Source organism: Myxococcus sp. AM009 (genome assembly GCF_013372605.1).
GTDB lineage: Bacteria > Myxococcota > Myxococcia > Myxococcales > Myxococcaceae > Myxococcus > Myxococcus vastator.
In genome coordinates this window covers 32,154-58,159 of record NZ_JABXEP010000016.1, presented here as the reverse complement: position 1 = coordinate 58,159, position 26,006 = coordinate 32,154, and the positions used below count along the sequence as shown (strand labels likewise).

Below are 26,006 nucleotides of genomic sequence, written 5' to 3'. Positions count from 1 at the left end.
GAACCTCACACCACGCCGTAGCTTCCGAGCACCCGCAGGGTGACGCAGGCGGCCTGGGCCGCGGCCACCGCCTCGCGCACCCGCGGGTCCTCCAGCGCGCCGTCCACGTCCAGGCACCACACGTACTCCCAGGCGCGGCGCTGTGGCCGGGACTCCAGCCGCGCCACGTTGAGGCCGCGCGAGGAGAAGGCGCTCATCACGCGGTACAGCGCGCCCGGTCCATTCTCCACGGTGAAGGCCAGCGCCGTCTTCCGCCGCGTCCAGGTCCGTTCGGGCGCGGGCCCCAGGGAGACGAAGCGCGTGTAGTTGTCCGGCGAGTCCTCCACGCCTTCCTCCAGCACGGCCAGTCCATACAGGCCCGCGGACATGCGGCTGGCGATGGCGGCCGTGTGCGGAGGCTTCTCCTCCGCCACCTTTCGCGCGGCGATGGCGGTGTTCGTCTCCGGCAGCGGGGTGATGCCCCGCCGGCGCAGGTAGCCCGCGCACTGCGCCAGGGCCTGCGGGTGGGAGAGCGCCTGCTGGACGTCATCCAGGGCCAGGCCCGGCGGGGCCAGCAGGCAGTGGCGGATGCGCAGCGACAGCTCGCCCGTCACCGGCACGTCATGCTCCAGCAGCAGGTCCACCGTCTCCGCCACGGGCCCGCCCAGCGAGCTCTCCACCGGCACCACGCCGCCGTGCACGCGGCCTTCGGCCACGGCTTCGAAGACGGCGCGGAAGGTGAGGCAGGGGACGGCCTCCACGCCTGCGCCATGCAGCGCGCGCAGGGCCTCTTCTCCGTAGGCGCCAGGCTCGCCCTGGAAGGCGATGCGCCGCGACGACTCAGGCATGAGGCGCCTCCGCGCGCGCATACGTCCCCAGCACGCGCAGCGACGAGGTGAGCGGCCGGATGTCGTCCAGCGCCGCAGTCACCGCCGCGGAGGCGGCGTGGCCCTCCACGTCCAGGTAGAAGCGGTACTGCCACGGCTGCCCCGGAATGGGGCGCGACTCCAGCTTGCTCAGGTTCACCCCGCGCAGGGTGAGCCGCTGGAGCATCTCTCCCAGCGTGCCGGGCTTGTGCTCCAGCACCACCAGCAGGGACGTCTTGCACGGCACCCCGGGCGCCAGGGGCGTGGCCTCGCGGCCCACCTCCACGAAGCGCGTGTAGTCGAAGGCCGGCTGCAGCTCGCCCGCGAGCACCTCCAGGCCGAAGCGCTGCGCCGCCGTCTCGCTGGCGATGGCCGCCACCGACGCGTCGTTGCGCTCGCGGACCTTCTGCGCCGCGCCGCCGGTGTCCACGTCCGGCACCGCGCGGGCCCAGGGCACCTTCTCCCGGAGGAACGCCTCGCACTGCGCCAGCGCCTGCGGATGGGACAGCACCTCCCGCAGCCCTTCCAGCTTCGCGCCCGGCAGGCCCAGCAGGCGGTGGTCCACCTGGCTGACCAGCTCCGCGGTGATGACCACGCCGCCCTCGGCGAGCAAGTCGTACGTCTCGTTCATGCTGCCCGCGGTGGTGTTTTCAATGGGCAGCAGCACCAGGTCCTGCTCGCCGCGGCGGAGCGCCTCCACGGCCTCCCGCGCGTGGTCGAAGCCGGACAGCAGCACGCCGCCCGTGCGGTGGCCGTAGCGGCGGCGCGCGGCCAGGTGGCTGTAGGAGCCCTCCACGCCGGGGTAGGCCACGCGCAGGGGCGTGGTGTCCAGGCGGGTGACGAGCTCGTGCTGCCGGGCCACGGACATGTCGATGAAGAGCCGCCAGATGCGCTCCACCTCGTGCGGGTCCAGGCCGTGCTCCGCGGCGCGGGTGCGGATGCGGCGCAGCAGCAAATCCTCGCGGCGCTGGTCCCGGAAGGGCGCGGCGGCGGCCAGCTTCGCCCGGGCCACGTCGTCCGCCAGCGCCATGCGGCGGCGGAGGGCATCGAGGATTTCCTCGTCGATGCGCTCGATGGAGGTCCGGATGAGGTCGAGGTCGGGGAGGGTGGTCATCACGAGGCTCCGAGGTTGCGCCACATGAGGTGGTGCGGGCCGATGCCGGGCAGGTCGAAGGGCTCGCCTCGCTGCGCGAAGCCCTGCGCGCGGTAGAACCCGGAGGCCGTCAGCCGCGCGTTGCACCACACCTGGGAGCCGCCCTGCTGTGCCGCATGCTCCACGCAGGCCTTCAGGAGGGCGGCGCCATGGCCGTGCCCACGCAGGGTGGCGTCCACCGCCATGCCTCGCAGGCGCCAGGCCGTGGTGGCACGCAGCGCGTCCGGCGGCGGCTCCCGATACAAGGATGCCACGCCCACCAGGCGCCCCGCCGTATAGACGCCCAGGTGGAGCGTGTCCGCGTCATCATCCCCGGGATAGACGGCCATGTCCGGAGGCTGGTTGGGGCGGAGGATGGCGTGGCGGAGGCCGCGCGTCTCCCGAGCCGGAATCTTGCGGATGTCAGTGGCGCTCACGGCGCCGGAGTATGCCCTCGGCGGGTGGCGCCCCACCAGTGTCACCGTACTACTTCGGTAGGACTGTCTTCCCCATCTTCAACACCTGCTTGAAGTGCGTGGCGGTGACGGACGCCACGCTCAGCCGGCCGCGGGTGACGAGCGGAAAATCCTTCAGTGCGGCGGTGGCCTTGATGGTGCCCAGGTCCACCGGCTGGGTGAAGGCAATGACGGGCCCCATGAAGGTGGCGGCCCAGTCCTCATCGGGCACGGTGGAGTCCGGCCCCGGCGGCGTGAGGACCTGGGCCACGCCCACCACGGCCTTGTCCTCGTTGGAGTGGTAGTAGAGGCAGAGGTCCCCGGGCTTCATCGCCCGGATGTTGTTGCGCGCCTCGAAGTTGCGCACGCCGGTCCACTCCGTCTTCCCGTCCTTCTCCAACTGGGCGTAGGCGTAGACGGAGGGCTCGCTCTTGATGAGCCAGTACTGTGGCTTGGCCATGGCGGCGCACCATAATGAAAGAGGCCCGGCGCCGCCACGCGGGGGCACCCGGCCTCTTTTGTTGCCTCCGGACGACTACGCCTGCTTCGCGACGCTGGTGGCCGCCGCCGCCGGCGCCTTGTTCGTGAGCAGCGCGCTGCTCGCGTACAACGCCAGGCCCACCACCGCGACCACCGCGGCCTCCATCTGCGTCGCGAAGGCCACACCCATCACCGTCATGGCTCCCGTGCCCATCGCGAACGACGCCGCCACCGCCCCAGCCGCCTTCCTCATCCGACCCTCCCCCGTTCTCGCGCACGCATCATGCGCCGTGGACTTCACTGCCTCGCGCGAACCTCAATCCAAGACGCGTGCCAGCCTCCAGCCCCGGGGAAATGGGAAGCGCGAGGGGGCGCGGAGGGAAAAGTCGTTCCCCGTTCAGCGCAATGCCTGAAGAAAGCACCGGGTGCGACGCGGGTACGATGCCGGAAAAATTTCCTGAACCCCATGGGGTCGCCCAGGAGGGCACTTCGTAACCCACTGCTATCCAAGGGCTTTCCCTCCCTCCAGTACGTGGCACACGCGCTGCTAAGGCAACGCAGCCGGAAGCAGCGCTCGGCCGCGGTGGGGCCGGGAGCGCGACACACGCTTTTGAGGGAGAGCTGACGATGGGCAAGACGAGCGCGGGGTTCTGGACGGTGTTGGGCGTGATGCTCCTGGGGGGCTGCGCGCACCAGCCGCAGGTGAAGGTGGACAACACGGAGCAGCCCTACCGGATTGGCCGTGAGGACGTGCTGGACATCGCGGTGTGGCGTGACGCGGAGCTGTCCCGGACGCTGCCGGTCCGTCCGGATGGCTACATCTCCATGCCCATGGTGGGCGAGGTCCACGCCGCGGGCAAGACGCCCACGGAGCTGGCTGACTCGCTGAAGGCGGCCTATCAGCCGTACGTGCAGGAGCCGCGCGTGACGGTGATTGTCCGCGAGGTGAACAGCAGCCGCGTGTTCGTCACCGGCGAGGTGGCTCACCCGGGCGCCTATCCGCTGCGCGGCCGCGTGTCGCTGCTGCAGGCCATCGCGCTGGCGGGTGGCTTCACGGACTTCGCCAACTCGGACGGCATCGTGGTCATCCGCACCGACAGCAAGGGCGGCCAGATTCCGGTGCGCTACAGCGACCTCATCTCTCCGGATGGCGGACACGAGGTCATGCTCCGTCCGGGTGACACCGTCGTCGTTCCGTGAATTGTGATGCCGCGGTGGGTGTCGTGGACGTGGGCGGTGGTTGGCGTACGGGACGGAGGGCGACGGTGAAGGGCAACTGGAAGAAGTGGCTACTGGCGGGCCTCATGTTCGGTGCGCCCGCCACGCAGGCCGCGACGGTGTGGGAACCCCGGCTTCGGCTGACGGCCGAGGAGCGGTTCGACGACGACCTGCGCCTGGGCGGTGACGGCACCGGCCAGCTGATGACGAAGGTGACGCCGCGGCTGGGGCTGGAGGCGAAGGACGCGCGGCTCACGCTGGACAGCTTCTACGCGGCCGACCTGCTGATGCGGCATGGGTCGGGCAGGACGACGCTGGACCACCGGGGCGGCCTGGAGGCCCGGCACCAGATGACGCGCCGGCTGCGGCTGGACACGGCGATCCGGGTGTTTCGTGTCACGGACCCCAGCTCGCTGCCGCGTGACGGCCTGGCGCGCTCCACGCTGCCCACGTTCTTCACGCAGGCGACGCTGGGCGTGACGAACCGCGTGGCGGAGCGGCTGGACATGCGCGCGGGCTACCGCTTCGAGGCGGTGCGCATCATCGACGTGGGGCAGCGCGCCGGGTACGCGCACACGCCCTCCATCGAAGGCTGGTACCGCGCCACGCGCCGGCTCAGCCTGGGCCTGGAGTACCGGTACCAGGGCTTCCTCTATGAGGGGACGCTGAGCCAGTCGCACGGCGCGGCGCTGGGGTTGCGGTATCGGCTGACGCGGCCTACCACCTTCACCGTCCGGGCGGGCCCCGTGCGGTACCTGGCGCCGGTGGCCCAGCAGGGGGGGTGGGTTCCGCGAGTGAACGTGGAGCTGCAGCGCGCGGGGGAGCTGTTCGACGTGGGCGTGTCGATGGGACACGACCTGGTGGGCGCGAACGGCTTCACCAACGCGCTGTGGGCGGACTACGCGTCGGTGATGCTGGCGCGCCGGTTCACCCAGAAGTTCTCGCTTTTTGGCGCGGCCAGCTTCTTCCGCAACGGGCAGGCCCCGTCGCTGGACTGGGCCGTGTTCAGGGGAGCGCCGCGGGTGTCGCAGGGCTACGCGGTGAGTGGTGGTGTGGAGTACCGCATTGACCGGCGCCTGTCGGCGCAGGGTGCGGTGGATCGAATCGCTCAGGTCGGGCTGGCGGATTCGGCGAGCGCGGTGGACCTGACGCGCAATGTGTTCGCCGTCCGTTTGGTGGTGACGCCTTGGTAGCTACAGCGCGTGGGATGGAGGAGGAGCGGAACATGGAGCGAGGGATGACGGCAGACCAGCTTCTGGGAGCCCTGTGGCGACGCAAGGCCCTGGTCGGTGCCATCGCAGCAGTGGTCTTCTTGGTGGGCGCAGCCATCGTGATGACCCGGCCGAGCATGTACGAGGCTTCAGTGGTGGTCCGCGTGGAGCCGCAGCGGCCAGGTGAGGAGATGGTGCAGCGCACGGTGAGCGAAATCATCGAGCAGCGGCTGCTCACCGTTCGACAGGAGCTGCTGGCGCGTCCGGTGCTCCAGAAGGCCATCGAGGAGATGAACCTCTATCCGGACATCGTTTCGGAGAAGGGCATGGAGTCCGCCGTCGCGCAGATGCGCAAGGACCTCACGGTGCGGGTGGAGGGTGAGACGGCCTTCGAGCTCACCTACGCCAACCGCGACCCGCAGGTGGCGGCGCAGGTGGCCAACCGCCTGCCGACCATCTTCTCCGATGAGACGCTGAAGATTCGTCAGGCGCAGGCGGCGCGCGCCACCGACCTCTTCAACGAGGAGATGGTGGCGCTGGGCAAGGCGGTCAGCGCCTGGGAGGGAAAAATCTCCCAGTTCAAGGTGGACCACCTGGGCGAGCTGCCCGAGCAGATGGAGATGAACATGCGCGGCCTGGAGCGCGTGTCGCACCAGCTCCAGACGAAGTCGGAGGAGCTGCGGGTCGCCGAGGCGCGTCGCTCCGACCTGGCCCGCGCTCGCAACGCGGTGGACAGCGAGGCCGGCCGGCTCGAGGCCGCGGAGAACGGGCTCACCCGTTCGCTGGTCAACGCCCGCACCACCTGGACGGAGGACCACCCGGAGGTGAAGCGCCTGAAGACGGAGCTGGACAGCATGTCCGCGCGCCGCAAGGACGCTGAAGGCCGCCTGTGGGCCGAGCGCGCCGAGCGCACCCGCGTGGCCTCGCTGATTGGCAACATCCAGCAGGAGATTCAGGACCTCCAGAAGCAGGCCGAGGCGTACCAGGGCCGGCTGAACAACACCCCGCGCTGGGCGCACGAGCTGGCGGTGATGAACCGCGACTACGAAATCGCGCGCACCAAGTACCAGAGCGTGGTGAGCCGCAAGGTGGAGGCGGAGATCGCGCAGGAGCTGGAGGCCAAGAGCGCCAAGAGCCTGTTCAACGTCATCTCCCCGGCGGGCGTGCCGGCGACCCCGGCCCGGCCGGACCGCATGGCGGGCATGCTCATCGTCTTCCTCCTGGCCCTGGGCCTGGGTGTGCTGACGGGTTCAGTCCTGGAGATGCGCGACGACAGCCTGCGCGATGGCACCGAGGTCCGCCAGCGCCTGACGCTGCCTGTGCTCGCGGTGGTCCCGGAAATGCAAGGCAAGACGGAGCGGCGGATTCTGATGCCGGCTTCGGGGGCTCGAAACAGCGTGTCCAACCCCACGACGTTGAACTGAGTCTCGCCGGAAAAGGACGGAGGACGGACATGGATCAGACGATGGAACGGGCGGGCAACTTCCTCCCCCGAGTGGATGACAACCCGACGGGCGGCAACGCGGTGGACCGCCGGGTGGTGACGTTGACGGCGCCGGCGTCGGCCGCGGCGGAGCAGTACCGCAGCCTTTATTACAGGCTGGAGCGGATGCGGGACCTGCGGCCGATGAAGGTCGTCGCGCTCACCTCGGCGATGCCGGGGGAGGGCAAGACGGTGACGAGCGTCAACCTGGCGCTCGCCGCGGCCCGGGCGAACCCGGAGCGCCGCATCCTGCTGGTGGACGCGGACCTGCGCCGGGGCGGCGTGGCGGCCACGCTGGGCATGCGCAACAAGACGGGCCTGGCGGAGCTGCTGGCGGGGGACTGCGAGGTGCGGGACGTGGTGCGGCGGTTCAACTCCACGCGCCTGGCCCTCATCCCCGCGGGCGTCACCCCCGAGGACACCGCGCAGGTGCTGGCGAGCGGCCGGATGAAGCAGTTCCTCAAGGCGGTGCGCGAGGGCTTCGACGAGGTCTACATCGACCTGCCGCCCACGCTGCCCTTCGCGGACGCGGCGATCCTGGGCCACCAGGCGGACGGCGTGCTGATGGTCATCCGCGCCAACGTGACGTCGGGCAAGGCGGTGCACCAGGCGGTGGAGAGCCTGGGGGGCGCGCCCATCGTCGGGTGCGTGCTGAACGGCGCGGAGGTCCACTCGGCGCCGTACCTGAAGAACTACGAGAAGAAGTAGCGGCGGGTGGCTTCGGCTCCGGCGCCCGCCCCCTGGTGACAGGGGGCGGGGCCGGAGGTGGGAGAGGGTCGGGCGGGTAGGTTGGAGGGGCACGTGCTCCGCGTTTTTCACCACTATTTCTCTGCAAAGAAGCTGACGTTCTTCCTCGCCGAAAGTTCGGCAATCGCGTTGGCCTGCGTGATGGGCGCGGCGGCCTGCGCGGCACTCTTCGCGCCTGACGGGATGCACACGCCGCTGTCGCAGCTGTGGCCCACGCTGCTGTGGGTGGGCGCGGCGTTCGTCATCACCTTCCAGTTCACGCTGTACCTGTTGGACTTGTATGACCTCCGTGTGGCCGCGGAGGACCGGGTGAGGGGATACCGGTTCCTCAAGGCCGCGGGTGTCACGGCGATGGTGGCGGGCGGCGTCATGCTCGTCACCCCGCTGGTCGTGCCGATGCAGCTCCCGCCGGGCACGCTGCTGGGTGGGGCGATGGGCGCCCTGGCCGGGACGTTGATGGTGCGGGTGTCCATCCGCGCCCTGGTGGGAGCCCCGCACGCGGTGCTCATCGTCGGCGAGGGGCCCAAGGCGCGCGCGGTGGCCAGCGCGATTGAAGCGGGCGGGGAGGGCACCTACCGCATCGTGGGCCTGACGGACCCTCGCACCTCCGGTGAGACGCTGGAGCAGACGGCGGCCCGGCTGAACGCGGCGTATGTCGTGCAGGCCGCGGACGACATGCGCGGGGCCAACTGGGTGGACGGCCTGCTGCGCTGCCGGCTCCAGGGCCGGCGGGTGTATGAGGCCACGGGGTTCTGCGAGCGGGTGCTGCGCCGGATTCCCGTGCAGTTCCTGCGGGCGAGCGACTTCGCCTTCGCGGACGAGCTCACCGTGTCCCCGCTGCGCCGTACGCTGAAGCGGGGCTTCGACATCGCGGTGGCATCCCTCCTGCTAATGCTGTCCGCGCCCTTCCTGTTGCTGGTCGCGGTGGCCATCAAGCTGGATTCGAAGGGACCCATCTTCTACCGGCAGGAAAGGACCGGGCTGTTCGGGAGCACGTATCACCTGTGGAAGTTCCGCAGCATGCGCACGGACGCGGAGAAGCATGGCGCGGTGTGGGCGAAGGCGAACGATGACCGTGTCACCCGGGTGGGCCGCTTCATCCGCCGCGCGCGCATCGACGAGATTCCCCAGGTCTTCAACATCCTGACGGGAGACATGAGCTTCGTGGGGCCCCGCCCCGAGAGGCCAGTGTTCGTCGAGCAGTTGAAGCAGCAGATTCCATTCTACGGCCTGCGGGAGGCCGTGAAGCCAGGCCTGACGGGGTGGGCTCAGATTCGCTACCCCTACGGCGCGTCGGTGGAGGATGCGCGGAACAAGCTGGAGTTCGACCTGTACTACGTGAAGAACGGTTCGTTGTTCCTGGATGTGGGCATCATCTTCCACACCGTGAGGCATGTGCTTCTCGGTCGTGGGGCGCGGTAGGGCATTTCGCTTTCCCGGCCTCCGCTGAGGGAGGCCGGGAGGTGGGCCCGCCTGGGGAGGCGGGCTGGGGCGTCGTGGATGGGGGTAAGCGTCATGGTGGGAATGGACATGGAAGCGCCGCTGCCCGCGGAGTGGGCGGAGGCCCGCCGCAGGCTGGAGCTGGAGCTGGAGGGCCAGGGCAACGAGGTTCTTCAGGGGCAGGTGGACCGGCCGACGCGCATCGTCGCCATCGGCGGAGGCACGGGGTTGCCCATGGTGCTGCGCGGCCTGGCCCGGCGCGCGACGCCGAAGGCCCGGGAGCCCGGCATCGACATCACCGCGGTGGTGGCCATGAGCGACGACGGCGGCAGCTCTGGCCGTCTGCGGCGCCAACACGGCGCGCTGCCTCCGGGCGACATCCGCAACTGCCTGGTGGCGCTGGCGGGTGGAAAGAACGCGCTCAAGGACGTCTTCCAGTTCCGCTTCGGCGGGGCGCGCGGCCTGGCGGGCCACGCGGTGGGCAACCTGCTCATCGCCGCGCTCGCGGAGCTGAAGGGGGACTTCATGGAGGCGGTGCGCATGTCCGGGGAGCTGCTGGGCGCCCGGGGCCACGTGCTGCCGTCCACGCTGGCGTCCGTGCAGCTGGTGGCGCAGATGCATGACGACACGGAGGTGGTGGGGGAGCGCAACATCTGCCGCGCGCATGGACGGGTGCGCCGCGTCACGCTGAGCCCTCGCTCGCCGCCGCCCACCGAGGGCCTGCTGGAGACCATCTACACGGCGGACCTCATCGCCATCGGCCCGGGCTCGCTGTACTCGAGCGTGCTGCCCAACCTGCTGGTGGACGGCGTGGCCCAGGCGCTCAAGGAGACGCGCGCGCTGAAGGTCATGGTGGCCAACCTGATGACGCAGCCAGGGGAGACGGACGGCATGTCCTGCCTGGACCACGTGCAGGCCGTCACGGACCACGTGGGGCCGGTGCTGGACGCGGTGCTCGTCAACGGCACGCTGCCCACGGAAGAGGCGTCCCGGCGCTATGCGCGTCGCGGCTCGTTCGTCGTGTCGGCCAACCCGCGCGACTTGATTGGCGCGGGCGTGGTGCCGGTGCAGGCGGACCTCCTCAAGGCAGGGTCCAGGATTCGACACGACAGCCGCAAGGTCGCCGCCTGCCTGCTGAAGATGGCCCGCAGCGGGTTGTAGCCGCGAACCTCCATCCCCACCTTGGGCGCCCGACACCTCATGGAAGCAAGAGACCTTTCTGCCTCGCCGCGCGTCACCGAAGTGACGGGACGCGCGGCCTTCATGGCCCTGGAGTCCGAGTGGAACGCGCTCGTGGAGGCCACCTCCAACGAGCTGTTCTACCGGCATGAGTTCATCCGCGTCTGGATGGACAACTTCGTTCCCGGTGTGAACCCGCGCGTGCTGACGCTGCGGGACGCGGACGGGAGCCTCGGCGCGGTGCTCCCGCTGTGGGAGGAGCGCACGACGCTGCTGGGCATCCCGGTGCGGCAGCTGTCCGCGGCGGCCAACGCCCACTCCTGCCGGTTCGACCTGGTGGCGAAGGAACCGGAGGTCGCCGCGGCGGCCTTCGTGTCCCACCTGCGCTCGGCTGGTGGCTGGGATGTGCTGCGGCTCACGGATGTCCCCGACGGTGCGGCTGCCTGGCGGCTGCACGCGGTGGCGCGCGAGTCTGGGATGGCCGTGGGAGCGTGGGAGTCCCTGCGCTCGCCCTACGTGCCGCTGCCCAAGACGCGCGACGCCTTCCAGCAGCGCCTGCAGTCCAAGTTCAAGGCCAACTGCCGCCGTCGCCGCCGCAAGCTGGAGGAGAAGGGCCGCCTCACCTTCGAGCGGGTAGACAGCGGGCTCGGCCTGGAGGGCGCGCTGGAGGAAGGCTTCCTGCTGGAGCAGAGCGGCTGGAAGGGCGCGCGCGGCACGGCCATGGCGCAGGACGCGCGCACGCGCGGCTTCTACACGGAGCTGGCGCGAGACGCGGCCTACCGCCAGCGGCTGGCGCTGTACTTCCTGCGGCTGGACGGCCGGCCGGTGGCCTTCCACTACGGCCTGGAATACGGCGGGCGCTACTTCCTGCTGAAGCCCGGCTACGACGAGCGCCTGCGTGAGTGCAGCCCGGGCCAGCTCCTGGTGGACGAGGTCATCGGGGCCTGCATCGACCGGGGCCTGCACGAGTTCGACTTCCTGGGGCCGGACATGGTGTGGAAGCGCGACTGGACGAACGAGGTCCGGCGCCACACCTGGCTCTACGTGTTCAATGACTCCCCCTTCGGCCGGGCGCTGTGTGCGGCCAAGTTCCGGTGGGGGCCCGCGGTGAAAGAGGTGGTGTCGCGATGGAGACGATGAAGCACTCTGGCCGGCTGTTCGTGCCGTCACTGCCCACGCTGTGGCCGCACATGCTGCTGTCGCGGCCGAAGCCCGGCGCGCTGCCGCCGTTCTCCTCGCCCAACGTCCGCTACTTCTACTTCGCCCGCAACGCCATCTGGCTGACGGTGAAGATGCTGGGGCTGGACTCGGGCGAGGTGCTGATGCCGTCCTACCACCACGGCGTGGAGGTGGAGGCCCTGGTGGACGCCGGCGCCACGCCGCGCTTCTACCGCGTGGGCAGCCGCTGGGACGTGGACCTGGACGACGTGGCCCGGCGCATCGGCCCGAAGACGCGGGCCCTGTACCTGACGCACTACGCGGGCTTCCCGGGCCCCGTCGCGCAGATGCGCGAGCTGGCGGACCAGCACGGCCTCATCCTCATCGAGGACTGCGCGCTGTCGCTGCTGTCCTCCGACGGCGCGGTGCCGCTGGGCACGACGGGAGACGTGGGCATCTTCTGCCTCTACAAGACGCTGCCGGTCCCCAATGGGGGCGCGCTGGTCGTCAACGGCCCGCGCCAGTACAGCCTGCCGGAGCCGCCCGCGCCGCCGTCCGCGTCCACCTTCAGCCACACGGTGTCCGCGCTGCTGCAGAACCTGGAGCTGCGCGGTGGCCTGGCCGGCCGGGCCCTGCGCAGCGCCGTGCGCACGCTGGGCCATGGCACGGTGAAGGCGGCCAGCATCAAGCGCGTGGCCACGGGCACGCAGCACTTCGACCGCAAGCACGTGGACCTGGGCATGAGCCCGCTGACGAAGCGGATTGCCCAGGCCCAGGACCTGGAAGCCATCGTCGAGCAGCGGCGCCGTAACTACTTCTTCCTGCTGGGCCGGCTGCGCGACATCTCTCCGCCGCTGTTCAACCAGCTGCCGCCGGGCGCCTGCCCGCTGTTCTACCCGCTGGTGGTGCAGGACAAGGCGGAGGTGCTGGCGCGGCTGCGCGCGCAGGGCATCGACGCCATCGACTTCTGGAAGCGCTTCCACCCGGCCTGTGACGCCGCGGCCTTCCCGGAGGTGGCGCAGCTGCGGCGCTCCATCGTGGAGATTCCGTGCCACCAGGACCTGACGCCGGAGGTGATGGCGGACGTGGCGCACGCGGCGCGCGAGGCCGTGAAGTCGGACCACCGGACGAAGAAGCGCGCGGGTTGAGGTTCATTCAGGGGACAGGGGAGGGGCGTCTGCCCCTCCGGGAGGACGGGCGTTGATTCGGGAGGATGAGCTGTCACAGGGACCGTGGGCCGCGCACCGGCTGGAGGTAGGCGCCGTGGGCAGCCTCTCCACGCTGGCGGGGATGCGGGAGGAGTGGGCCGCGCTGATGGACGCGAGCGACGCGGGGCCCTTCAATGCCTGGGAGTGGGTGTACCCGTGGTGCCGGCGCATCGCCACGGGCCGGCGCCCGCTGGTGCTGACCGCGCGCGACGCGGCGGGCACGCTGGTGGGCCTGATGCCGCTGGGCGTCGAGTACCTGGGCGTCACCGGCGTGCCGGTGCGGCGGCTGAGCTTCCTGGGCGAGACGCACGTCGGCAGTGACTACCTGGATGTCGTGGCGCGGCGGGGCCGTGAGCGCGAGGTGGCGGGCGCCTTCGCGCGGATGCTGCACGCGCTGCGTGACGAGTGGGACGTGTTGGACTTGTCGGACCTGCGCGAGGACTCGCCCACCGTGGACGTGCTCCGGGACACCTTCTTCGGGCAGGACGTCCGCGTGGCGCCGCGCTACGTGTGTCCGTACGACACGCTGACGCCGGGTGAGCCCTTCGACGCGTTCCTCAAGCGCACGGGACGCCGCGACAACTTCCTGCGGCGGCGCAAGTGGCTGGAGAAGCAGGAGGGCTACCGCATCGAGCGCACGGACGCCCCGGGCGAGCTGGCGGCGCCGCTGACGGACTTCTTCCGCCTGCACTCGGCGCGGTGGGCGGCGGATGGGGGCTCGCAGGGCATCAAGGGCTCGGGCGTGGAGGCGTTCCACCGCGACGCCACCCAGTTCCTGGCGGAGCGGGGCCGGCTGCGCCTCTACACGATGAAGGTGGGTGGCCAGGCCGTGGCGTCGGTGTACGGCATCCTCCACCGCGACAGCTTCGTGTACTTCCAGTCCGGTTATGACCCGGCGTGGCGCAACCGCAGCGTGGGCCTGGTGCTGGTGGGAGAGACGTTCCGCGACGCGATGGAGGCCGGCCTCACGGAGTACGACTTCCTCCGGGGCACCGAGACGTACAAGTCCGACTGGGTGTCCAAGCAGCGGCGCACGCTGTCCGTGCGCGTCCATGCCGGGACGTGGGAGGGGCGCTGGTTCTCCCAGTCCGAGTCCCTGGCGCGCCTGCTGCGCAACGGCGCCAAGGCGGCGATGCCGGACACGTTGGTGGAGAAGGTGCGGCGCCTGCGCCGCCGGCGGGCCGCGGTGCACTGAGTGTTGAAAAACGCCAGCGGCGCCGCGGGTGCTGTCCAGGAGGCCGCGCGTCAGGGCATGCCGCCCGCGACCTCCGCGCGAAGCTGGGCAATCGCGGGGCCGAGCTGCGGCGGCTGCATGTTTCGCGGGACTTCCACGGAGAAGCGCTCGAAGTAGGCCAGCGCGGTGGCCTTGTCGCCGCGGCGCAGGGCGAGGCTGCCCAGGAAGATGAGCGCCTCCTGCGCGTCCGGCCAGGTGTCCACCAGCTCCGTCAGCTCCGCCTCGGCGCCGGCCATGTCGCCCTGGGTGGCGCGCAGCACGCCGCGGTGCACCTTCAGCTCGACGTTGAAGGGGTCCGCGGCCAGGCCCTTGGCGGTGACCTTCACGGCCTCGTCGAACTGCTGACGGCGGATGAGCTCGTGGCTTAGCAGCGCCGCCGCATCCACGTCTCCGGCGTTGGCGTTCAGTCGCGCGCGAGCCTCCTGCATCTCCGGGCCTTCCTGCATCTGCTCGCCCATGCCCGCGCCCTGCGGCTGCGCGGCGGCGCCGCCCGGGGGCATGCGGCCGGTGGCCTCCATTCCGTCGGTGCGCGTCTGCTGCTCGGAGACGAGCAGGTAGCCCAGCCCGCCGAAGAACACTACGATGCCCGCGCCCCACAGCGCGCCCACCAGCTGCGGATTGCGAGACGCCCACCCGGTGGGGGCAGGCGCCTGGGGACGGGCGCGGACGCCCTCGCCGGAGGCCTTGCGCTTGAGGTGCTCGTCCTTCGCGCGCAGCGCCGCGGCGGCCTCGCGCTCCAGGCGGGACTTCTCGGCGGCGTACTGTTCGGCGCCCTGGTTGTGCTTCTCCGCGTCCAGCGCGCGGAGCTGGTCGATGAGGGACTGCGCGCGCTGGGTCAGGTCATCGAGCACGCCGTCGCGGGGCTCGGCCGACGCCAGGGCGCCCTTGCGGCGCTGCAAGAGGAGCCAGCCGGCCGCCAACACGAAGGTGGCGGCGAGCACGATGATTCCGGGCAACCAATTCGTCGTCTGCGGCTGCATGGCCTGGCGCTCCTAGCGCTCGAGCTCCCGGCGCACGGCCTGGAGGTACGGGTCTTCTTCATCCACCGGAGGCGCTCCGGCGGGCGCGGCCGGGGCCGCCGTTTCTTCCGAAGTCGGGGTCGCGGGCGCGGTCTGCTCCGGGGCACCCGCGCCGCGCTGGAGCTGCCGCCAGATGACGAAGGCGCCCACGGCGACGAGCGCCACCGGGCCCAGCCACACGAACCAGTTGAAGCCCTCCGCGCGGGGGGAGAGCAGCACCCACTCACCGTAGCGGGCGACGAAGTACTCGACGATTTCGGCGTCGCTCTTCCCCTCGGAGACGAGCTCGCGAATCATGTCGAGCTGGGCGCGCGCCATGGAGGACGGGCTGTCCGCCACGGACAAGCCCTGGCACACGGCGCACCGGAGCTGCTTGCCCAGCGTCTGGGCACGCGCCTCCAGCTCCGGCGCGAGCGGGTCGCTTCCCGCCTGCTGGGGCGCGAACTGGCCGGTGACGAGCGTGAAGGCGAGGGACAGGGACAGGAGGGCAGCGGTCATCAAAGCTCCATCGAGCCGTCCCTACCTAGCGCCCCAGGCCGTGATTGGACAGTGAAACCTGAGCGGCGGGAGCTTGTCCCGCCGCCCGGCTCGCTGTGCCTACATGGAGGCGTCCGGGGTGAGCTGCGCCTGGGCGGTCGCCCGGTGCTCCGGCTGGCCGGTGATCAGCGCGTAGAGGGCGTAGGTCACGGGCGACGCGGCGAGCAGCTCCACGCAGTGGTCGCCCAGGCGGTCCCAGACCTGCCCGCCTGCTTTGACATAGGCGTCCACGGTGGCCTCGAACACGGCGTCCACGCCGAGCATCTTCTGGAAGACGAAGTCGCGCGCCGGGTCTCCGACCTTGGCGGTCGTCCAATCGAGGACGCCGGTGGGGGTGTCGTCCGGGTCCAGCAGGACGTGGGCGGGGTACAGCTCCCCGTGCGTCAGCGCGACGAAGCGGGGCCAGTAGGTATCGTCGCCCAGCCACCGCTCCCAGCGCTGGGTGAGGGACGGCGCCACGTCGAAGGCCTGGGTGACGCGGGCGATGTCGGAGGCCCAGTTGGCGCGGACCTGCTCGGGCGTTTCGACGACGAGGCCGGCCTGGCGGGCAGCGCCAATGTCGATGGCGTGCAGCCGCTGCAGGAGCTGACCGAAGTGGCGGGCATAGACGCGGGACTCGCGGTCGAAGTGCCACACCGGCTGGCCCGACGCGGGGTCCAGCGTCAGCCCCGGTTTGCCCGGCAGCGCGGGGTAGGCGATGAGCTCCCGGTCGGCGACCTGCCACCGCGGCACCGCCACGCCGAGCCGGGGACCGACGAAGTCGAGAATCTTCTTCTCGTCCGCGAGCTTCGCGGAGACGTCTTCACGCCGAGGGACGCGGAGGACCCACAGGGTGTCTTCGAGGTCGCGCGCCATCACGACGCGATAGTCGAGTCCGGCCTCGTTGACCGACAGCGTGTCGGGTTCGAGCTTCAGTCCGTGGCGGGCGGCGAGCTCGACAAGCTGGGGGGCATCGGAGGGGATGGGGGGCATCCGGGACGTCCTTTCAGGCTCGCACGGTGATGACGGGCGTGCGGGCATCGGCTTCAGGGGAGGACCACGGTCCGTCGGGGCGGAATGCGCGCTGGCCGGGCGTGGGTGTGGCGCCACGACTTGCTGGCGACACGCTTCCTGACACGCACGGGCGGGCCGCCGCGTTGACGCGCCTGCGGGAGGTGCCACGATGTCCGCAAGGCCAGGTTCTGATATTGACCTCGTGGGGATGCGTGCAAGGGATTGAAGGCCGCGGCGTTCCGCTCAACCGGTGGCGTTTGTCCACAGGACCTTGGAGAGCAGATAGGGCCGCTGCGGCTGGGTGTCGTCGTTGCGGGAGGGAATCTGGGTGAGGTCGTCGCCCCGGGTCGGCTCGAAGTACGTGCACATGTAGCCCACCACGGTTTGTTGCTCGTAGGCAGCTGGCGCGATGAACTCGTGGTTCACCTTCGGCTCGAAGCGCTGGGGATGCGGCGCGTGGTTCTGCGTATTCGGAGCAGGCTCGGTGAAGTGGGGGGCCTGCTTGAGCGGGAAGGGGCCCAGGCCGAAGGATGTCTCGTAGAGCAACCACCCCTGGCTCTCCCGCACGCAGACCACCCAGTGATGAGGAGAGTCGGTTCGTTCCAGTGCCTGGTTTCCCTGGGCGGGAGCACGCGGGGGCACGAGGAACTTGTTGGTCGGCACATAGTCGACGCCGTCGTAATTGAAGCGAGCCTTCATTGACGTGGCCGTGGAGACGGCGGGGGCGACCTTGACCTCCGCGCTCTCGATGCCATGCACGGCCAGACAGTTGATGAAGAGCTGCGCGAAGGCGGTGCAGCTCGCGTTGACCTTGCGGCCCGCATGCTCCGTGCCCAGGTCCAGCCGGCGCAGGCGCGCGGCGCGGAAGAAGTCGTCCTCGGGGAGGGGCTCCACCGTGAGCCAGTATCCCAGTCCGGCGGGGTGGGGATCCGGCGTGCCCACGAAGTTCTTCCAGATGGCCTGGATGACCTCCGCGGGGCCCTGCGCACCTTCCGCCCAGGTGCAGCCGAAGTACAACGCGTCCAGAAACGCGCCGCCCTTGTAGGCGAGGATGTTGAACCGACCGGCCTTGGGCGTGGCATCCACGATGAAGAGCGTGTGCTTCGTCTTCTTCGCCAGGGGGGTGTACTCGCGGCCGCTCTCCGCCACCTCCCATGTGAGCTCGAGCCCGGAGCGCAGGGTCACCGTGCTGGGGAGGCCGTGAAGCGGGAGGTCCACCTGGCCCATTCCCGACTCGTCGAATTCAACCTGGGCGTGATGCGTGTAGAGGCCTTGCCCCGTGCCGGGCTTCTCCGCCGCGCGCACCCAGCGGCTGCCCGGCCGCGACATCTTCCCCGATGACGTGCCGGGGGTGGCCTTCAGGACGACGCGCACCATGGGCGGAGCAGGGGGCGTGGAGGCGCCCGACCGCACATACGCGACCGGCCAACTCGTCTCGACGAGCCGCTGCATCTTGCCAAGAATGGACGTGTCCTCCGGGCGCCAGTGCGGGTCTCCATTCGCGGGAAAGGCCTGGGGGGGCAGCAGGTTGTTGGGCGGGGAGGCGTTTCCAGGAAGGCAGTAGACGGGGTCGTCCGGCCGCGGAAAGACATAGTGTTCCACGGGGATGTGATTCAGGAACCAGAGGCGCTCCACCGCGAAGACGAGGTCCGACGGGGGCTGTTCGCACGCGTGAATCTGAGTCGATGCGTTTCCGGGCGCCGTGCGTGCGTGCAGGTCCTGGAGGGACTTCGCGTCCTGGATGACTGAGGTCTGGTAGTCCATCGGGCTGCGTCACCGGGTTTCGCGCGACGGGTGAGGGGTAACGAGGGCCGCGGCGGCCCGCCAGTCCGCGTCCGTGGCGCCCTGGAACAGGCGCGTCATCTTCTCCTCGGGAGGCACGGCGGGGTCCGCCAGCAGCCGTTGGAAGGGCGGATGTGCGTCGAACGCCTCAGAGATGACGATGCAGAGGAGGCCGAAGGCGTGCAGGTCCCGGTCGTCGCGCAGCCCGAAGCCCCGGGCCCTGCGCAGCGCCGATGCGACCCGGCGCCGCACCTGTTCGCGCGCCTGTCCCACGACGTGGCCGGGATGCTCAACGTAGAGCCGGTCGACTATCGCCGCGACGCGGTTGTCGTCACTGGCCGCCGCCAGAGCGCGCAGTTGCGCTTCACGGATTCGGAGCATCTGGCCTCCTGTCGCTTTCGGGCGCGCGCTCGAAGAACACGAGGACATCGTCGAGCGAGAACTTCGGGTTCCTGTTCGGCGCGCGCAGGACCTGCTCGAAGCCGAGCTTCTCCAGCACGCGAAGGGACGCGGTGTTGCTCTCCAGGACGCATGTGCGGACCCGGTCGAGCTTCAGCGTTTCGAAGGCGAAGTCGAGCATCCACCGCGCGGCGCGCGTCGCGTGGCCACGTCCCCAGTAGGGCCGGCCGACCCAATAGGAGAGCTGGGCGGTCCGCGCTCTCGGGGACAGGGCCACCAGCGAGCAGCAGCCGACGAATCCGTCCTGGGGATGAAGCATGGCGAAGTGGAAGGCTTCGCCCTTCGCTCGCGCACCCATCGCGGTATCAATCCACGCCTCCGCATGGCCGGGCGGGAAGGGGGATGGAAGGTGGGTGGTCGCGCTGACCGCCGGGTCCGACGCAAGCGCATGGAACGCCGCCGCGTGCTGGCGCATCACGGGCTCCATCAGGATGTCGTCGCTCGGGGGCGCGGCGGGCATCGGGAGAACTATTGCAGAGTCAGGGCTGTGGCGCCCAGATGGCGCTGTGGGGCTCCGGCGCGTTGGGGGCTTCCTCCGCGGTGTAGAAGTAGGCCGCGACCGCGGCGCGACCCCGTCCCTCGGGGCACTCCAGCGCGGTGGGGTGTCCGTGCCAGTGATTGTCGCCATGGGCCATCACGACCAGGCGATCCAGGAGCGGCGCGATTCGCGTCTCACACCGGGAGAGGTCCGCGCTCCACAGCTCGAGGTCGCCTCCCCAGGCGGGCTCCCACCCGGGGTTCAGGTAGTAGAGGACGGTGAGCCGGCGTGAGAGCGCGCGGAAGCGATCTCGGTTGAAGTCGGCGTGCAGCGCCAGATGCCCCCCACGCAACGTGAGGTGCAGCCCAGCGCCCCGGAAGTGTGGATCCGGGATGAGCCCTTGCACCCCGGTGAGTGACTCCAGGAAGTCGATGAACGCCATGCCGGAGAACTCCGAGAGCAGGTGCCGGAGCGCTCCGGGGACGTCTTCAAAGGCCTTGCGCTGAAGCTGTCCCAGCCGAGCCGCCTGCTCGGGGTGGTCGCGTCGCTTCCAGCCGGCCTCGGTCGCGCCCGGGAAGACGCCGGCCAGCTCGGACGCCAGCGGCTCCCCCAGGAAGCCATCGATGACAGCGTGGGGGTGAGGCCGCGCCGCGCCGTAGCTGACGCGATGGGCCAACGCGAGCGAGCGGAGCGCCGTGCGGTTGAAGAAGAAGCTCGGTCCCCGCAGCGGGCCTTCTTCGTGGGTCGCGATGCTCACGGGCCCCCTATAGCAGAACGGGCGGCGCACGCCGCTGGCGCTCCGAAGGCGAGACGAGGACTCAGGACAGCGCCCGCAGTCCAGCTCGAAGGGCGTCGACATCGGTCCGCGCCAGCAGCCGCTCTGTCTCCTCGTTCATGCGCTCCCAGTGGGGCAGCGCGGCTTGAAGGAGCTGGAGCCCTGCGTCCGTCAGCGTCAGCAGCCGCCCGCGGCGGTCGGCCGGGTCGACGGTGGTCTTCACCAGCCCGCGCCTTTCGAGCGGCTTCAGGTTGGCCGTCAGCGTGGTCCGGTCCATCGCCAGGAGCTCCGCGACCGGACCGATGGACGGTGGCTGGGGGCGATTGAGCGACATCAGCAGTGAGAACTGTCCGTGCGTGAGGGCCACCGGACGCAGGGCTTCATCGAAGCGCCGAGCAAGGGCGCGCGCGGCCTGCTGGACCACCAGGCACAGGCAGTGGTCGCGGACGTGAAGCGTCGTGGCGAATGGGACGGCTCGGGACATTGACAGAGGTGATTATGTTGATATCAACCCTTCTTGTCAAAGCAGGGATGCCCGACTGGAGCGTTGCCATGGCCTATATCGATGGATTCGTGGTCGCAGTACCCGCGGCGAACAAGGAAGCGTATCGGCAGGCGGCCGTCGCCGCGGCGCCGCTGTACAAGGAGTTTGGTGCGACGCGCTTCGTTGAGTGCTGGGGGGACGATGTCCCCGAGGGCAAGGTCACCGACCTCCGGCGCGCGGTGAAGGCCGAGCCTGATGAGGTCATCGTCTTCTCCTGGATTGAGTACCCCAACAAGGCGGTGCGGGACGAAGCGAACGCGAAGGCGTTCAGTGATCCGCGGATGAAGGAGATGGGCGCGCACATGCCCTTTGATGGGAAGCGGATGATCTTCGGCGGCTTCGTCCCCGACCTCCACGAGGGCGGAGCGGGGAGGCTGGGCTACGTCGATGGCTCTCTCGTGCCGGTCCCGGTTGGGAACAAGGAGGCCTACCATGCCATCGCGTCCCGTCTCGCGGCGGTGCTGCTGGAGCATGGCGCCCTGCGCGTCGTCGACGCGTGGGGAGATGACCTCCCCGACGGGAAGGTCACTGACTTCAAGGGCGCGGTGAAGGCCACCGCGGAGGAGCAGGTCGTCTTCGCCTGGGTTGAGTGGCCGTCGAAGGAGGCTCGCGACGCGGGGTGGGGGAAGGCCATGGCTGATCCGCGCATGCACCCGGACAACGTGCCCTACGACGAGGGGCGCCGGACCCATGGCGGCTTCGTGCCCATCCTGGATGAGCCGGCGGCGGCGGGCACAGGCGCATAGCCCGCCTCCTCATGCACCTCCGCCTGGTTTCGTGAAGCCCGGAATGGGCGGAGGCCGCATCAGCGCCATGTCATGAAAGCCCCCGGGCACCCGATGCCGCGATGAAGGTGGTCTGCCCCGTGGTGTCGCGGGCCAGCGCTCAATGGCGCCCAGCGTGTTGCGCCTTTGGCTCTCCGGCCCTGGGTGTCACCGTGGAAGAAGTGCCTCGGCTTGCAACCGGAGCCTGGTCCGTGGACATGACCGGGACGCTCACGCCGCAGACGCTCGCGGAGGTGGACCGGCTCGGCGGTGCCTTGGTTCGCGACGGGTGGTTCGAGCGGGCGCTGGTAGTCGGTGCGTCCCTGGCCACGTGCCTTCGCGTGAAAGGCGCGCGGTCCGGATCCAGGCTTCAGTGCACCGACGCCCCCAGCCCTGGAGGTGCGCCGGGGAACCGCTGTGGGAGGATGCGTCGGCCCGCGGCGCGTCGTTGGTCGCCGCTGAAGACGAGGTCCTGTGGGCCGGTCAGGAGTCGGTAGGATTCGGCGGGCCTGTCGGCGCGCAGGGCGAAGGGCGTCCATGCCAGTTCGTCCGCGTCCTTCAGCGCGCCGAAGTCCAAGCCCGTCCAGTCTTCGATGGCCGACAGCGTGACCTGGTAGCGCTTGAGCTGCAGCAGCTTCTTTCCGAGCTTGTCGCGCAACATTTCGGTCTGCTTCATGAAGAACGCGACCACGGAGAGGTCCGCGCCGCCCGCGGTGGCGTCGCGAAGGACCACGACCTTCCAGAAGCCCGCTGGAATCTGCGCATCACGGAGCGGCGGGTCATCGTCGCTCAGCACGGGGCCCGTGAAAACGCACAGCCGGTAGGCGAAGTCGGCGGCCCGCTCGAGCACCCAGTCCTCCAGCACGAGCCACTCATCCTGGTTGAAGTTGGCATGCTGGGGGGCGGCGTTGGTGAAGTAGAAGGTGGCTTCATTGGCCCGGCGCGCTTCAGTCACCGGGCCCCAGATGGGGTCCTGCCGGCGGACGAGGTGGCCCCGATCCCATTCGTTGCCTGCGTAGTAGGCGGGCCCCAATTGCACCTTCGCTGGGATTCGTGGGTCCAACCTCCACGGCAGCCCTTGTCGCCCCAGCCGTACCATCTGCGCAGCGTCGATGTTGCATGCGGTGTAGAGGGCTATACGGCGACGCTCATGCAATGTCAGGGAGAAGTGGACGTAGTCCACTACCTGGCCACCCGAGAACGCCTCGTCGGACGTGCGCCCCGTCAACTGGGGCAGCGGGACTTCGAACCCGTCGCCAAGGAAGTCCGACGAGTAGGGGATGAGCAGCCTGGGCGCGACGCTGACGACCGCCACCTCCGGTGCCTCAATCGAGCGGGGTGAGGAGGAGGCCTCCTCCTCCGCGGCTTCAAACGCATCGTGCGGCACCGTGGACGCGATGCCTACCGCGTCGAAGGCACGCGCGAGGGCCTGAAGCTTCGCTTCGAGCGCCGGGTCCTTGCGGAAGAGGCTGCGCGCGGCGGCTGCCATTCCGCGGCGGCTGTCGCTGAAGGTGGAGGTGTAGGAGAGGTACTGCGTGAGCGTCAGGTAGAAGAGGGCTGCGACCTCCCGCGGTCTCAGGAGCGGTTGCCCCTCGGCGCCAGCGGCAGTCAACAGGAGGTAGGCCACGCGGTTGTGGATGCCGCTGTTGGCGTGTACGCCGCCCCAGTCGTGCGCTGGGTCAGAAGGAAGCACCAGGTAGTCATCCATGTGTTCTGGTTGGCCGCAGCGCCTGGGTGACCGCAGGTCTCTGAGGGGCAGTCCGGTTTCATCCAACGCCTCACCCATCTCCCAGTTCCATTGGTCGACGTCTGGCTCGTGGAAGTTCGAAATGATGATGCCGAAGATGTCCGAGTAGGACTCGTTGAGCGCTCCGGTCTCGCCCGAGTACCGAAGGCGCGCGGTGTGGTCCGTGAGTCCATGGAGGATTTCATGGGCAACCACGTCGAGCGCGGAGGCGTACGAGACGAGCTTGCCTCGCTGCAGGCGCTGGCCGTACACCATCTGGGTGCCAATCCACGCGGCGTTGCGCCATTCGCGTCCTACGCCGTCGCCCCCGTAACAGCAGTTGATGGAGGAGATGATGCGGCCTCCCCGGTTGTCGAGGCCGTTGCGCTTGAGGATGCTCCGCAGGAATCGAGCGACCTCCGTGGCGTTGGCATGTGCGCTGACTCCCGCTGCGGGCCAGGGCTTGGGCGGCAGGGTGACGTAGTCGCCCGGGAATGCGTCGCCGCCGAGTGCGAGGTCCCGGAAGCGTGCGTCGTGCGTGTGGATGTTGAGGTCCTCGTCCACGAGCAGGCTTCGCTCCCGATCACGCTTGCACCGGAACTCGCGCGATTGGCCGAGCTCATCCGCCGCTGTCGCGGCGCAGTCCGTGTCCGGGAGGTCCGTTGGCGCGTGACGGCGGCGCCGTCTGGATTCGGAGGCACCGGGCTCCGTGAACTCCATTCGCTGCGTGCGCGGCAGCTCGGCGACCAGCGCGCCCGTATGCGCGTCCACCACGTAGTCGAAGAGGGCAGGGGCACGCTGGCCTCGCGGTTGCCGCCTCAGCACATTCTCGACTGTGTAGACGAGGTGCCAGCGTTCCTGTCCTGGGTCGAAGTAGTACTGGAGACGGGGCACGGCGTTGAGCGAGCCATTCGTGTACCCTGCCCGACTGGCGACCACTCCCAGGGCCTGCGCTGGGGAGAGCTCCGCCACCGGCTCCACGTCGGACGGCTGCCCGAGCGAGGAGTGGATGGCGAGCAGCTCGTTGTTCTCATCCAGCTCGATTGTCACCAGCGAGCCGTAGACAGGGATGTTCCCGAAGAGCTGTCGGAACTTCACCGTGGTGGTCTCGGTGAGGGGGAGCGCTTCGGCGCCGAGGGTCCGGAATTCGTTCTCGTGGTCGTGGACTGTCATCGGTGAGAAGCTCGGGAGCTGTGCGCTGGCGAAGGCCTTGTCGAGGTATCGCCGCGCGGCGGTCTCTGCGTCGAGCGAAGCGAGGCTGGGCGCTTCTCGTGTTGGATAGGGGGCCAGACCCCTGAGTGGTCGGAGCGCCGCAGCCACTTCAGGGCGGTCGTGCCGGTGAAATGTGAATGGCTTCAACCCATTGTTTTCCATGACTTCCTCTTGAGCCCGATGCCTGTCCCTGGATTCATCCCTCGTAGAACGTGAGCCGAGATGACAGAGGGGGGAGCGGCAGGCGGCCGTGGGCGTGCCCCGTCGCGCGGGGACCCGTCCTGTCTTCGGCGGGTCGGTTCAGCCCATGCCTCGGAGGCGCAGCGGACGTTGGCGCTGCTCGTCGAGCATTCACTGCCGTTTTCGGTGCGCGGCGGTGGGCACTGCCTCGCCGTCCTGAAACAACGCATCCATGGCGCGGAGGTGAGTGGCCGCGACCGGCGGCGGCTGGGAGGCCGCCGCCGCTCCCGGATGCATCACGGATTGAGGATGTGGACCTCGACGGCCAGCGGCCCATTCCGGTTGATGGCGACCAGGTCTGGCCCGTTCCCGAGCAGCTCGATGCCAAACAGGCTCGGGTCATCCCACCGGACCATCTCGAACGTCCAATCCCCGTTCGTGGGATGCAGCGCGGTGCCCGCCTGCAACACGAAGCTGGAGAAGCCGCTCGCGCCGGACACGGCATGGACTTCGGTTGAGTTGCTGCCCCCGGAGCGGAGGATGCCCACCAGGTCGACGGTCGCGTCGCCGTTGACCTCCGCCAGCTCGTACTCCCAGCTCTCCGCGCTGGGGAGCGCGGTGGTCGTGTTCAGCAGGAACGTCTGGAGGCCCGTGGCCCCGGAGAGGATGTGGACCTCCACGTGGCCTCCCGCGCCCTGGGAGTTGAGGGCGACCACGTCCAGCGTGCCGTCCTTGTTCCAGTCCGTCACCTTGAAGTCCCAGTCGCCCGTCGTCGTGTGCAGGGCGGTGGACGTGTGCGCCAGGAACGTCTGGAAGCCCGTGGCGCCGGAGAGGATGTGGACCTCCGTCGCGGTGGCGCCTGCCCGCTGGATGGCGAACACGTCCTGGCTGCCGTCGTTGTTCCAGTCACCCACCTCGAAGGCCCAGTCCGCGTTCGTGGTGTGCAACGCCGTCACCCAATGTCCAAGGAACGTCTGGTAGCTCGTGGACCCGGAGAGGATGTGGACCTCCGTGAAGCCCGTCAGGCTCTGCGGCTGGATGAAGAAGAGGTCCGGCCGCTTGTCGCCGTTCCAGTCCGCCGCCTCGAAGTGGCCGTCGTTGCCCACCGGTGGCTGGGCGCTCGCGACGTTGAGCAGGAAGCTGTTGATGCCACCCGTGAAGAGCAGGCGATCCGGTGACCCTGCCGGAAGTCCCGTCAGCCGGCCCGTCGTGGCCTCACCCACGAGAAAGTCACGGACCTGTTGCTGAGTCGATCCAGGATGGCGTTGAAGGTAGAGGGCCGCGGCGCCGGTGACGTGGGGCGCGGCCATCGACGTCCCACTCATGTTGCCAACCCCATTCACCGGGGTGGCCAGGGTGGAGCGGATGCCGACGCCCGGCGCGAAGAGGTCCACGCAGCTCCCGTGATTGGAGAAGCCCGCGACCGCGTCCATGTCGTTGCTGGCGCCCACGGTGATCGCCGCGGGCAGCCGCGCGGGTGACTGGGTGCAGGCAGCCACGCCGTCGTTTCCGGCGGAGACGATGGTCACCACGCCGGAGTCAATGAGCCCTTCGACCGCGTCATCCAGGGATTGGCTGGCACTCCCCCCCAGGCTCATGTTGGCAACGGCGGGAAACAGGTGGTTGTCGGCCACCCAATCCACGCCTGCGATGACGTCCGACGATGCGCCCGTCGTGCAGGGAAACACCTGCACCGGGGGAGGGCACTCTCATCCACGGCGGCCTGAATGCGCGCCTCCCGCACGAC

The 26,006-nt window shown here is 69.7% G+C and carries 25 protein-coding genes; 10 read left to right on the top strand and 15 right to left on the bottom strand.

Annotated features, from left to right (window positions below; all coding sequences use genetic code 11):
• Window positions 1–5: 5 nt before the first annotated feature.
• The 5 genes from pheA to HV824_RS06560 form a co-directional block, all read right to left on the bottom strand.
• On the bottom strand, window positions 6–827 hold the full coding sequence (gene pheA, locus HV824_RS06580; protein WP_176422904.1) for a prephenate dehydratase: 822 nt from the start codon (window positions 825–827) through the stop codon (window positions 6–8).
• Window positions 820–1,959, bottom strand: coding sequence for a bifunctional chorismate mutase/prephenate dehydratase (locus HV824_RS06575; RefSeq protein ID WP_176422903.1), 1,140 nt, complete (start codon window positions 1,957–1,959; stop codon window positions 820–822). Before HV824_RS06575 ends, pheA begins: the two co-directional genes overlap by 8 nt.
• Window positions 1,959–2,414, bottom strand: coding sequence for a GNAT family N-acetyltransferase (locus HV824_RS06570; protein ID WP_176418098.1), 456 nt, complete (start codon window positions 2,412–2,414; stop codon window positions 1,959–1,961). The genes HV824_RS06575 and HV824_RS06570 overlap by 1 nt, the downstream gene beginning before the upstream one ends.
• Before the next feature lie 49 nt (window positions 2,415–2,463).
• Window positions 2,464–2,892: an EVE domain-containing protein gene (locus HV824_RS06565; RefSeq protein ID WP_176418097.1), complete on the bottom strand. Its 429-nt coding sequence runs from the start codon at window positions 2,890–2,892 to the stop codon at window positions 2,464–2,466.
• Window positions 2,893–2,967: 75 nt separating this feature from the next.
• Window positions 2,968–3,165, bottom strand: coding sequence for a hypothetical protein (locus tag HV824_RS06560; protein WP_176418096.1), 198 nt, complete (start codon window positions 3,163–3,165; stop codon window positions 2,968–2,970).
• Window positions 3,166–3,539: 374 nt separating this feature from the next.
• On the opposite strand from HV824_RS06560, the gene HV824_RS06555 reads away from it, so the two are divergent.
• From HV824_RS06555 to HV824_RS06515, 9 genes are all read left to right on the top strand, one after another.
• Complete coding sequence (locus HV824_RS06555; RefSeq protein ID WP_163786869.1) at window positions 3,540–4,112, top strand: polysaccharide biosynthesis/export family protein; 573 nt, start codon at window positions 3,540–3,542, stop codon at window positions 4,110–4,112.
• A 65-nt stretch (window positions 4,113–4,177) separates the two neighbouring features.
• Entirely contained in the window at window positions 4,178–5,323 is a 1,146-nt protein-coding gene (locus tag HV824_RS06550; protein WP_176418095.1) for a hypothetical protein, read from the top strand.
• Between the two features lie 14 nt (window positions 5,324–5,337).
• Window positions 5,338–6,765 carry a Wzz/FepE/Etk N-terminal domain-containing protein gene (locus tag HV824_RS06545; RefSeq protein WP_176418116.1) on the top strand — a complete coding sequence of 476 codons (1,428 nt, stop codon included), beginning with the start codon at window positions 5,338–5,340 and terminating at the stop codon, window positions 6,763–6,765.
• Window positions 6,766–6,794: 29 nt separating this feature from the next.
• Entirely contained in the window at window positions 6,795–7,532 is a 738-nt protein-coding gene (locus tag HV824_RS06540; protein ID WP_013939805.1) for a CpsD/CapB family tyrosine-protein kinase, read from the top strand.
• Between the two features lie 93 nt (window positions 7,533–7,625).
• Window positions 7,626–8,993, top strand: coding sequence for a polyisoprenyl-phosphate hexose-1-phosphate transferase ExoE (gene exoE, locus HV824_RS06535; RefSeq protein ID WP_176418094.1), 1,368 nt, complete (start codon window positions 7,626–7,628; stop codon window positions 8,991–8,993).
• Between the two features lie 93 nt (window positions 8,994–9,086).
• Entirely contained in the window at window positions 9,087–10,172 is a 1,086-nt protein-coding gene (gene yvcK / locus HV824_RS06530) for a gluconeogenesis factor YvcK family protein (RefSeq protein ID WP_176418093.1), read from the top strand.
• Between the two features lie 39 nt (window positions 10,173–10,211).
• The gene (locus tag HV824_RS06525; RefSeq protein ID WP_176422902.1) at window positions 10,212–11,330 is read left to right on the top strand and encodes a GNAT family N-acetyltransferase; all 1,119 of its coding nucleotides are present in this window, start codon (window positions 10,212–10,214) and stop codon (window positions 11,328–11,330) included.
• A complete protein-coding gene (locus tag HV824_RS06520; RefSeq protein WP_176418091.1) occupies window positions 11,327–12,496 on the top strand; it encodes a DegT/DnrJ/EryC1/StrS family aminotransferase in 1,170 nt (389 codons plus the stop codon). Before HV824_RS06525 ends, HV824_RS06520 begins: the two co-directional genes overlap by 4 nt.
• 52 nt (window positions 12,497–12,548) lie before the next feature.
• On the top strand, window positions 12,549–13,751 hold the full coding sequence (locus HV824_RS06515) for a GNAT family N-acetyltransferase (RefSeq protein WP_176418090.1): 1,203 nt from the start codon (window positions 12,549–12,551) through the stop codon (window positions 13,749–13,751).
• A gap of 50 nt (window positions 13,752–13,801) precedes the next feature.
• On the opposite strand, the gene HV824_RS06510 is transcribed toward HV824_RS06515, so the two are convergent.
• From HV824_RS06510 to HV824_RS06475, 8 genes are all read right to left on the bottom strand, one after another.
• A complete protein-coding gene (locus HV824_RS06510) occupies window positions 13,802–14,770 on the bottom strand; it encodes a tetratricopeptide repeat protein (protein ID WP_176418089.1) in 969 nt (322 codons plus the stop codon).
• A gap of 12 nt (window positions 14,771–14,782) precedes the next feature.
• Window positions 14,783–15,307, bottom strand: a complete 525-nt coding sequence (locus HV824_RS06505; RefSeq protein WP_163785852.1) for a cytochrome c-type biogenesis protein — start codon at window positions 15,305–15,307, stop codon at window positions 14,783–14,785.
• 99 nt (window positions 15,308–15,406) lie between these two features.
• Window positions 15,407–16,318: a macrolide 2'-phosphotransferase gene (locus tag HV824_RS06500; RefSeq protein ID WP_176418088.1), complete on the bottom strand. Its 912-nt coding sequence runs from the start codon at window positions 16,316–16,318 to the stop codon at window positions 15,407–15,409.
• Window positions 16,319–16,582: 264 nt separating this feature from the next.
• Entirely contained in the window at window positions 16,583–18,103 is a 1,521-nt protein-coding gene (locus tag HV824_RS06495) for a hypothetical protein (protein WP_176418087.1), read from the bottom strand.
• A 9-nt stretch (window positions 18,104–18,112) separates the two neighbouring features.
• Window positions 18,113–18,502 carry a hypothetical protein gene (locus HV824_RS06490; RefSeq protein WP_176418086.1) on the bottom strand — a complete coding sequence of 130 codons (390 nt, stop codon included), beginning with the start codon at window positions 18,500–18,502 and terminating at the stop codon, window positions 18,113–18,115.
• Complete coding sequence (locus tag HV824_RS06485; RefSeq protein WP_176418085.1) at window positions 18,486–19,040, bottom strand: GNAT family N-acetyltransferase; 555 nt, start codon at window positions 19,038–19,040, stop codon at window positions 18,486–18,488. The genes HV824_RS06490 and HV824_RS06485 overlap by 17 nt, the downstream gene beginning before the upstream one ends.
• Before the next feature lie 19 nt (window positions 19,041–19,059).
• Window positions 19,060–19,815: a 2OG-Fe(II) oxygenase gene (locus HV824_RS06480; RefSeq protein WP_176422901.1), complete on the bottom strand. Its 756-nt coding sequence runs from the start codon at window positions 19,813–19,815 to the stop codon at window positions 19,060–19,062.
• Between the two features lie 61 nt (window positions 19,816–19,876).
• Window positions 19,877–20,317 carry a MarR family winged helix-turn-helix transcriptional regulator gene (locus HV824_RS06475; protein WP_176418083.1) on the bottom strand — a complete coding sequence of 147 codons (441 nt, stop codon included), beginning with the start codon at window positions 20,315–20,317 and terminating at the stop codon, window positions 19,877–19,879.
• 68 nt (window positions 20,318–20,385) lie between these two features.
• Between HV824_RS06475 and HV824_RS06470 the strand changes: the two genes are divergently transcribed.
• Window positions 20,386–21,123, top strand: a complete 738-nt coding sequence (locus tag HV824_RS06470) for a DUF1428 domain-containing protein (RefSeq protein ID WP_176422900.1) — start codon at window positions 20,386–20,388, stop codon at window positions 21,121–21,123.
• Window positions 21,124–21,511: 388 nt separating this feature from the next.
• Here the strand turns inward: HV824_RS06470 and HV824_RS06465 are convergent, their stop codons facing one another.
• Both HV824_RS06465 and HV824_RS38155 read right to left on the bottom strand, forming a co-directional pair.
• On the bottom strand, window positions 21,512–24,040 hold the full coding sequence (locus tag HV824_RS06465; RefSeq protein WP_217917156.1) for a DNA/RNA non-specific endonuclease: 2,529 nt from the start codon (window positions 24,038–24,040) through the stop codon (window positions 21,512–21,514).
• A gap of 515 nt (window positions 24,041–24,555) precedes the next feature.
• Entirely contained in the window at window positions 24,556–25,953 is a 1,398-nt protein-coding gene (locus HV824_RS38155; protein ID WP_176422898.1) for a S8 family serine peptidase, read from the bottom strand.
• Between the last annotated feature and the right edge of the window lie 53 nt (window positions 25,954–26,006).

Coding starts and splice junctions, on each gene's coding strand:
- HV824_RS06505 (WP_163785852.1), bottom strand. CDS start 15,307: ATGACCGCTGCCCTCCTGTCCCTGTCCCTCGCCTTCACGCTCGTCACC.
- HV824_RS06560 (WP_176418096.1), bottom strand. CDS start 3,165: ATGAGGAAGGCGGCTGGGGCGGTGGCGGCGTCGTTCGCGATGGGCACG.
- HV824_RS06575 (WP_176422903.1), bottom strand. CDS start 1,959: ATGACCACCCTCCCCGACCTCGACCTCATCCGGACCTCCATCGAGCGC.
- HV824_RS06470 (WP_176422900.1), top strand. CDS start 20,386: ATGGCCTATATCGATGGATTCGTGGTCGCAGTACCCGCGGCGAACAAG.
- HV824_RS06540 (WP_013939805.1), top strand. CDS start 6,795: ATGGATCAGACGATGGAACGGGCGGGCAACTTCCTCCCCCGAGTGGAT.
- HV824_RS06545 (WP_176418116.1), top strand. CDS start 5,338: ATGGAGGAGGAGCGGAACATGGAGCGAGGGATGACGGCAGACCAGCTT.
- HV824_RS06555 (WP_163786869.1), top strand. CDS start 3,540: ATGGGCAAGACGAGCGCGGGGTTCTGGACGGTGTTGGGCGTGATGCTC.
- HV824_RS06500 (WP_176418088.1), bottom strand. CDS start 16,318: ATGCCCCCCATCCCCTCCGATGCCCCCCAGCTTGTCGAGCTCGCCGCC.
- HV824_RS06565 (WP_176418097.1), bottom strand. CDS start 2,892: ATGGCCAAGCCACAGTACTGGCTCATCAAGAGCGAGCCCTCCGTCTAC.
- HV824_RS06520 (WP_176418091.1), top strand. CDS start 11,327: ATGAAGCACTCTGGCCGGCTGTTCGTGCCGTCACTGCCCACGCTGTGG.
- HV824_RS06525 (WP_176422902.1), top strand. CDS start 10,212: ATGGAAGCAAGAGACCTTTCTGCCTCGCCGCGCGTCACCGAAGTGACG.
- HV824_RS06475 (WP_176418083.1), bottom strand. CDS start 20,317: ATGTCCCGAGCCGTCCCATTCGCCACGACGCTTCACGTCCGCGACCAC.
- HV824_RS06510 (WP_176418089.1), bottom strand. CDS start 14,770: ATGCAGCCGCAGACGACGAATTGGTTGCCCGGAATCATCGTGCTCGCC.
- HV824_RS06490 (WP_176418086.1), bottom strand. CDS start 18,502: ATGCTCCGAATCCGTGAAGCGCAACTGCGCGCTCTGGCGGCGGCCAGT.
- HV824_RS06485 (WP_176418085.1), bottom strand. CDS start 19,040: ATGCCCGCCGCGCCCCCGAGCGACGACATCCTGATGGAGCCCGTGATG.
- HV824_RS06465 (WP_217917156.1), bottom strand. CDS start 24,040: ATGACAGTCCACGACCACGAGAACGAATTCCGGACCCTCGGCGCCGAA.
- HV824_RS06495 (WP_176418087.1), bottom strand. CDS start 18,103: ATGGACTACCAGACCTCAGTCATCCAGGACGCGAAGTCCCTCCAGGAC.
- yvcK (WP_176418093.1), top strand. CDS start 9,087: ATGGTGGGAATGGACATGGAAGCGCCGCTGCCCGCGGAGTGGGCGGAG.
- pheA (WP_176422904.1), bottom strand. CDS start 827: ATGCCTGAGTCGTCGCGGCGCATCGCCTTCCAGGGCGAGCCTGGCGCC.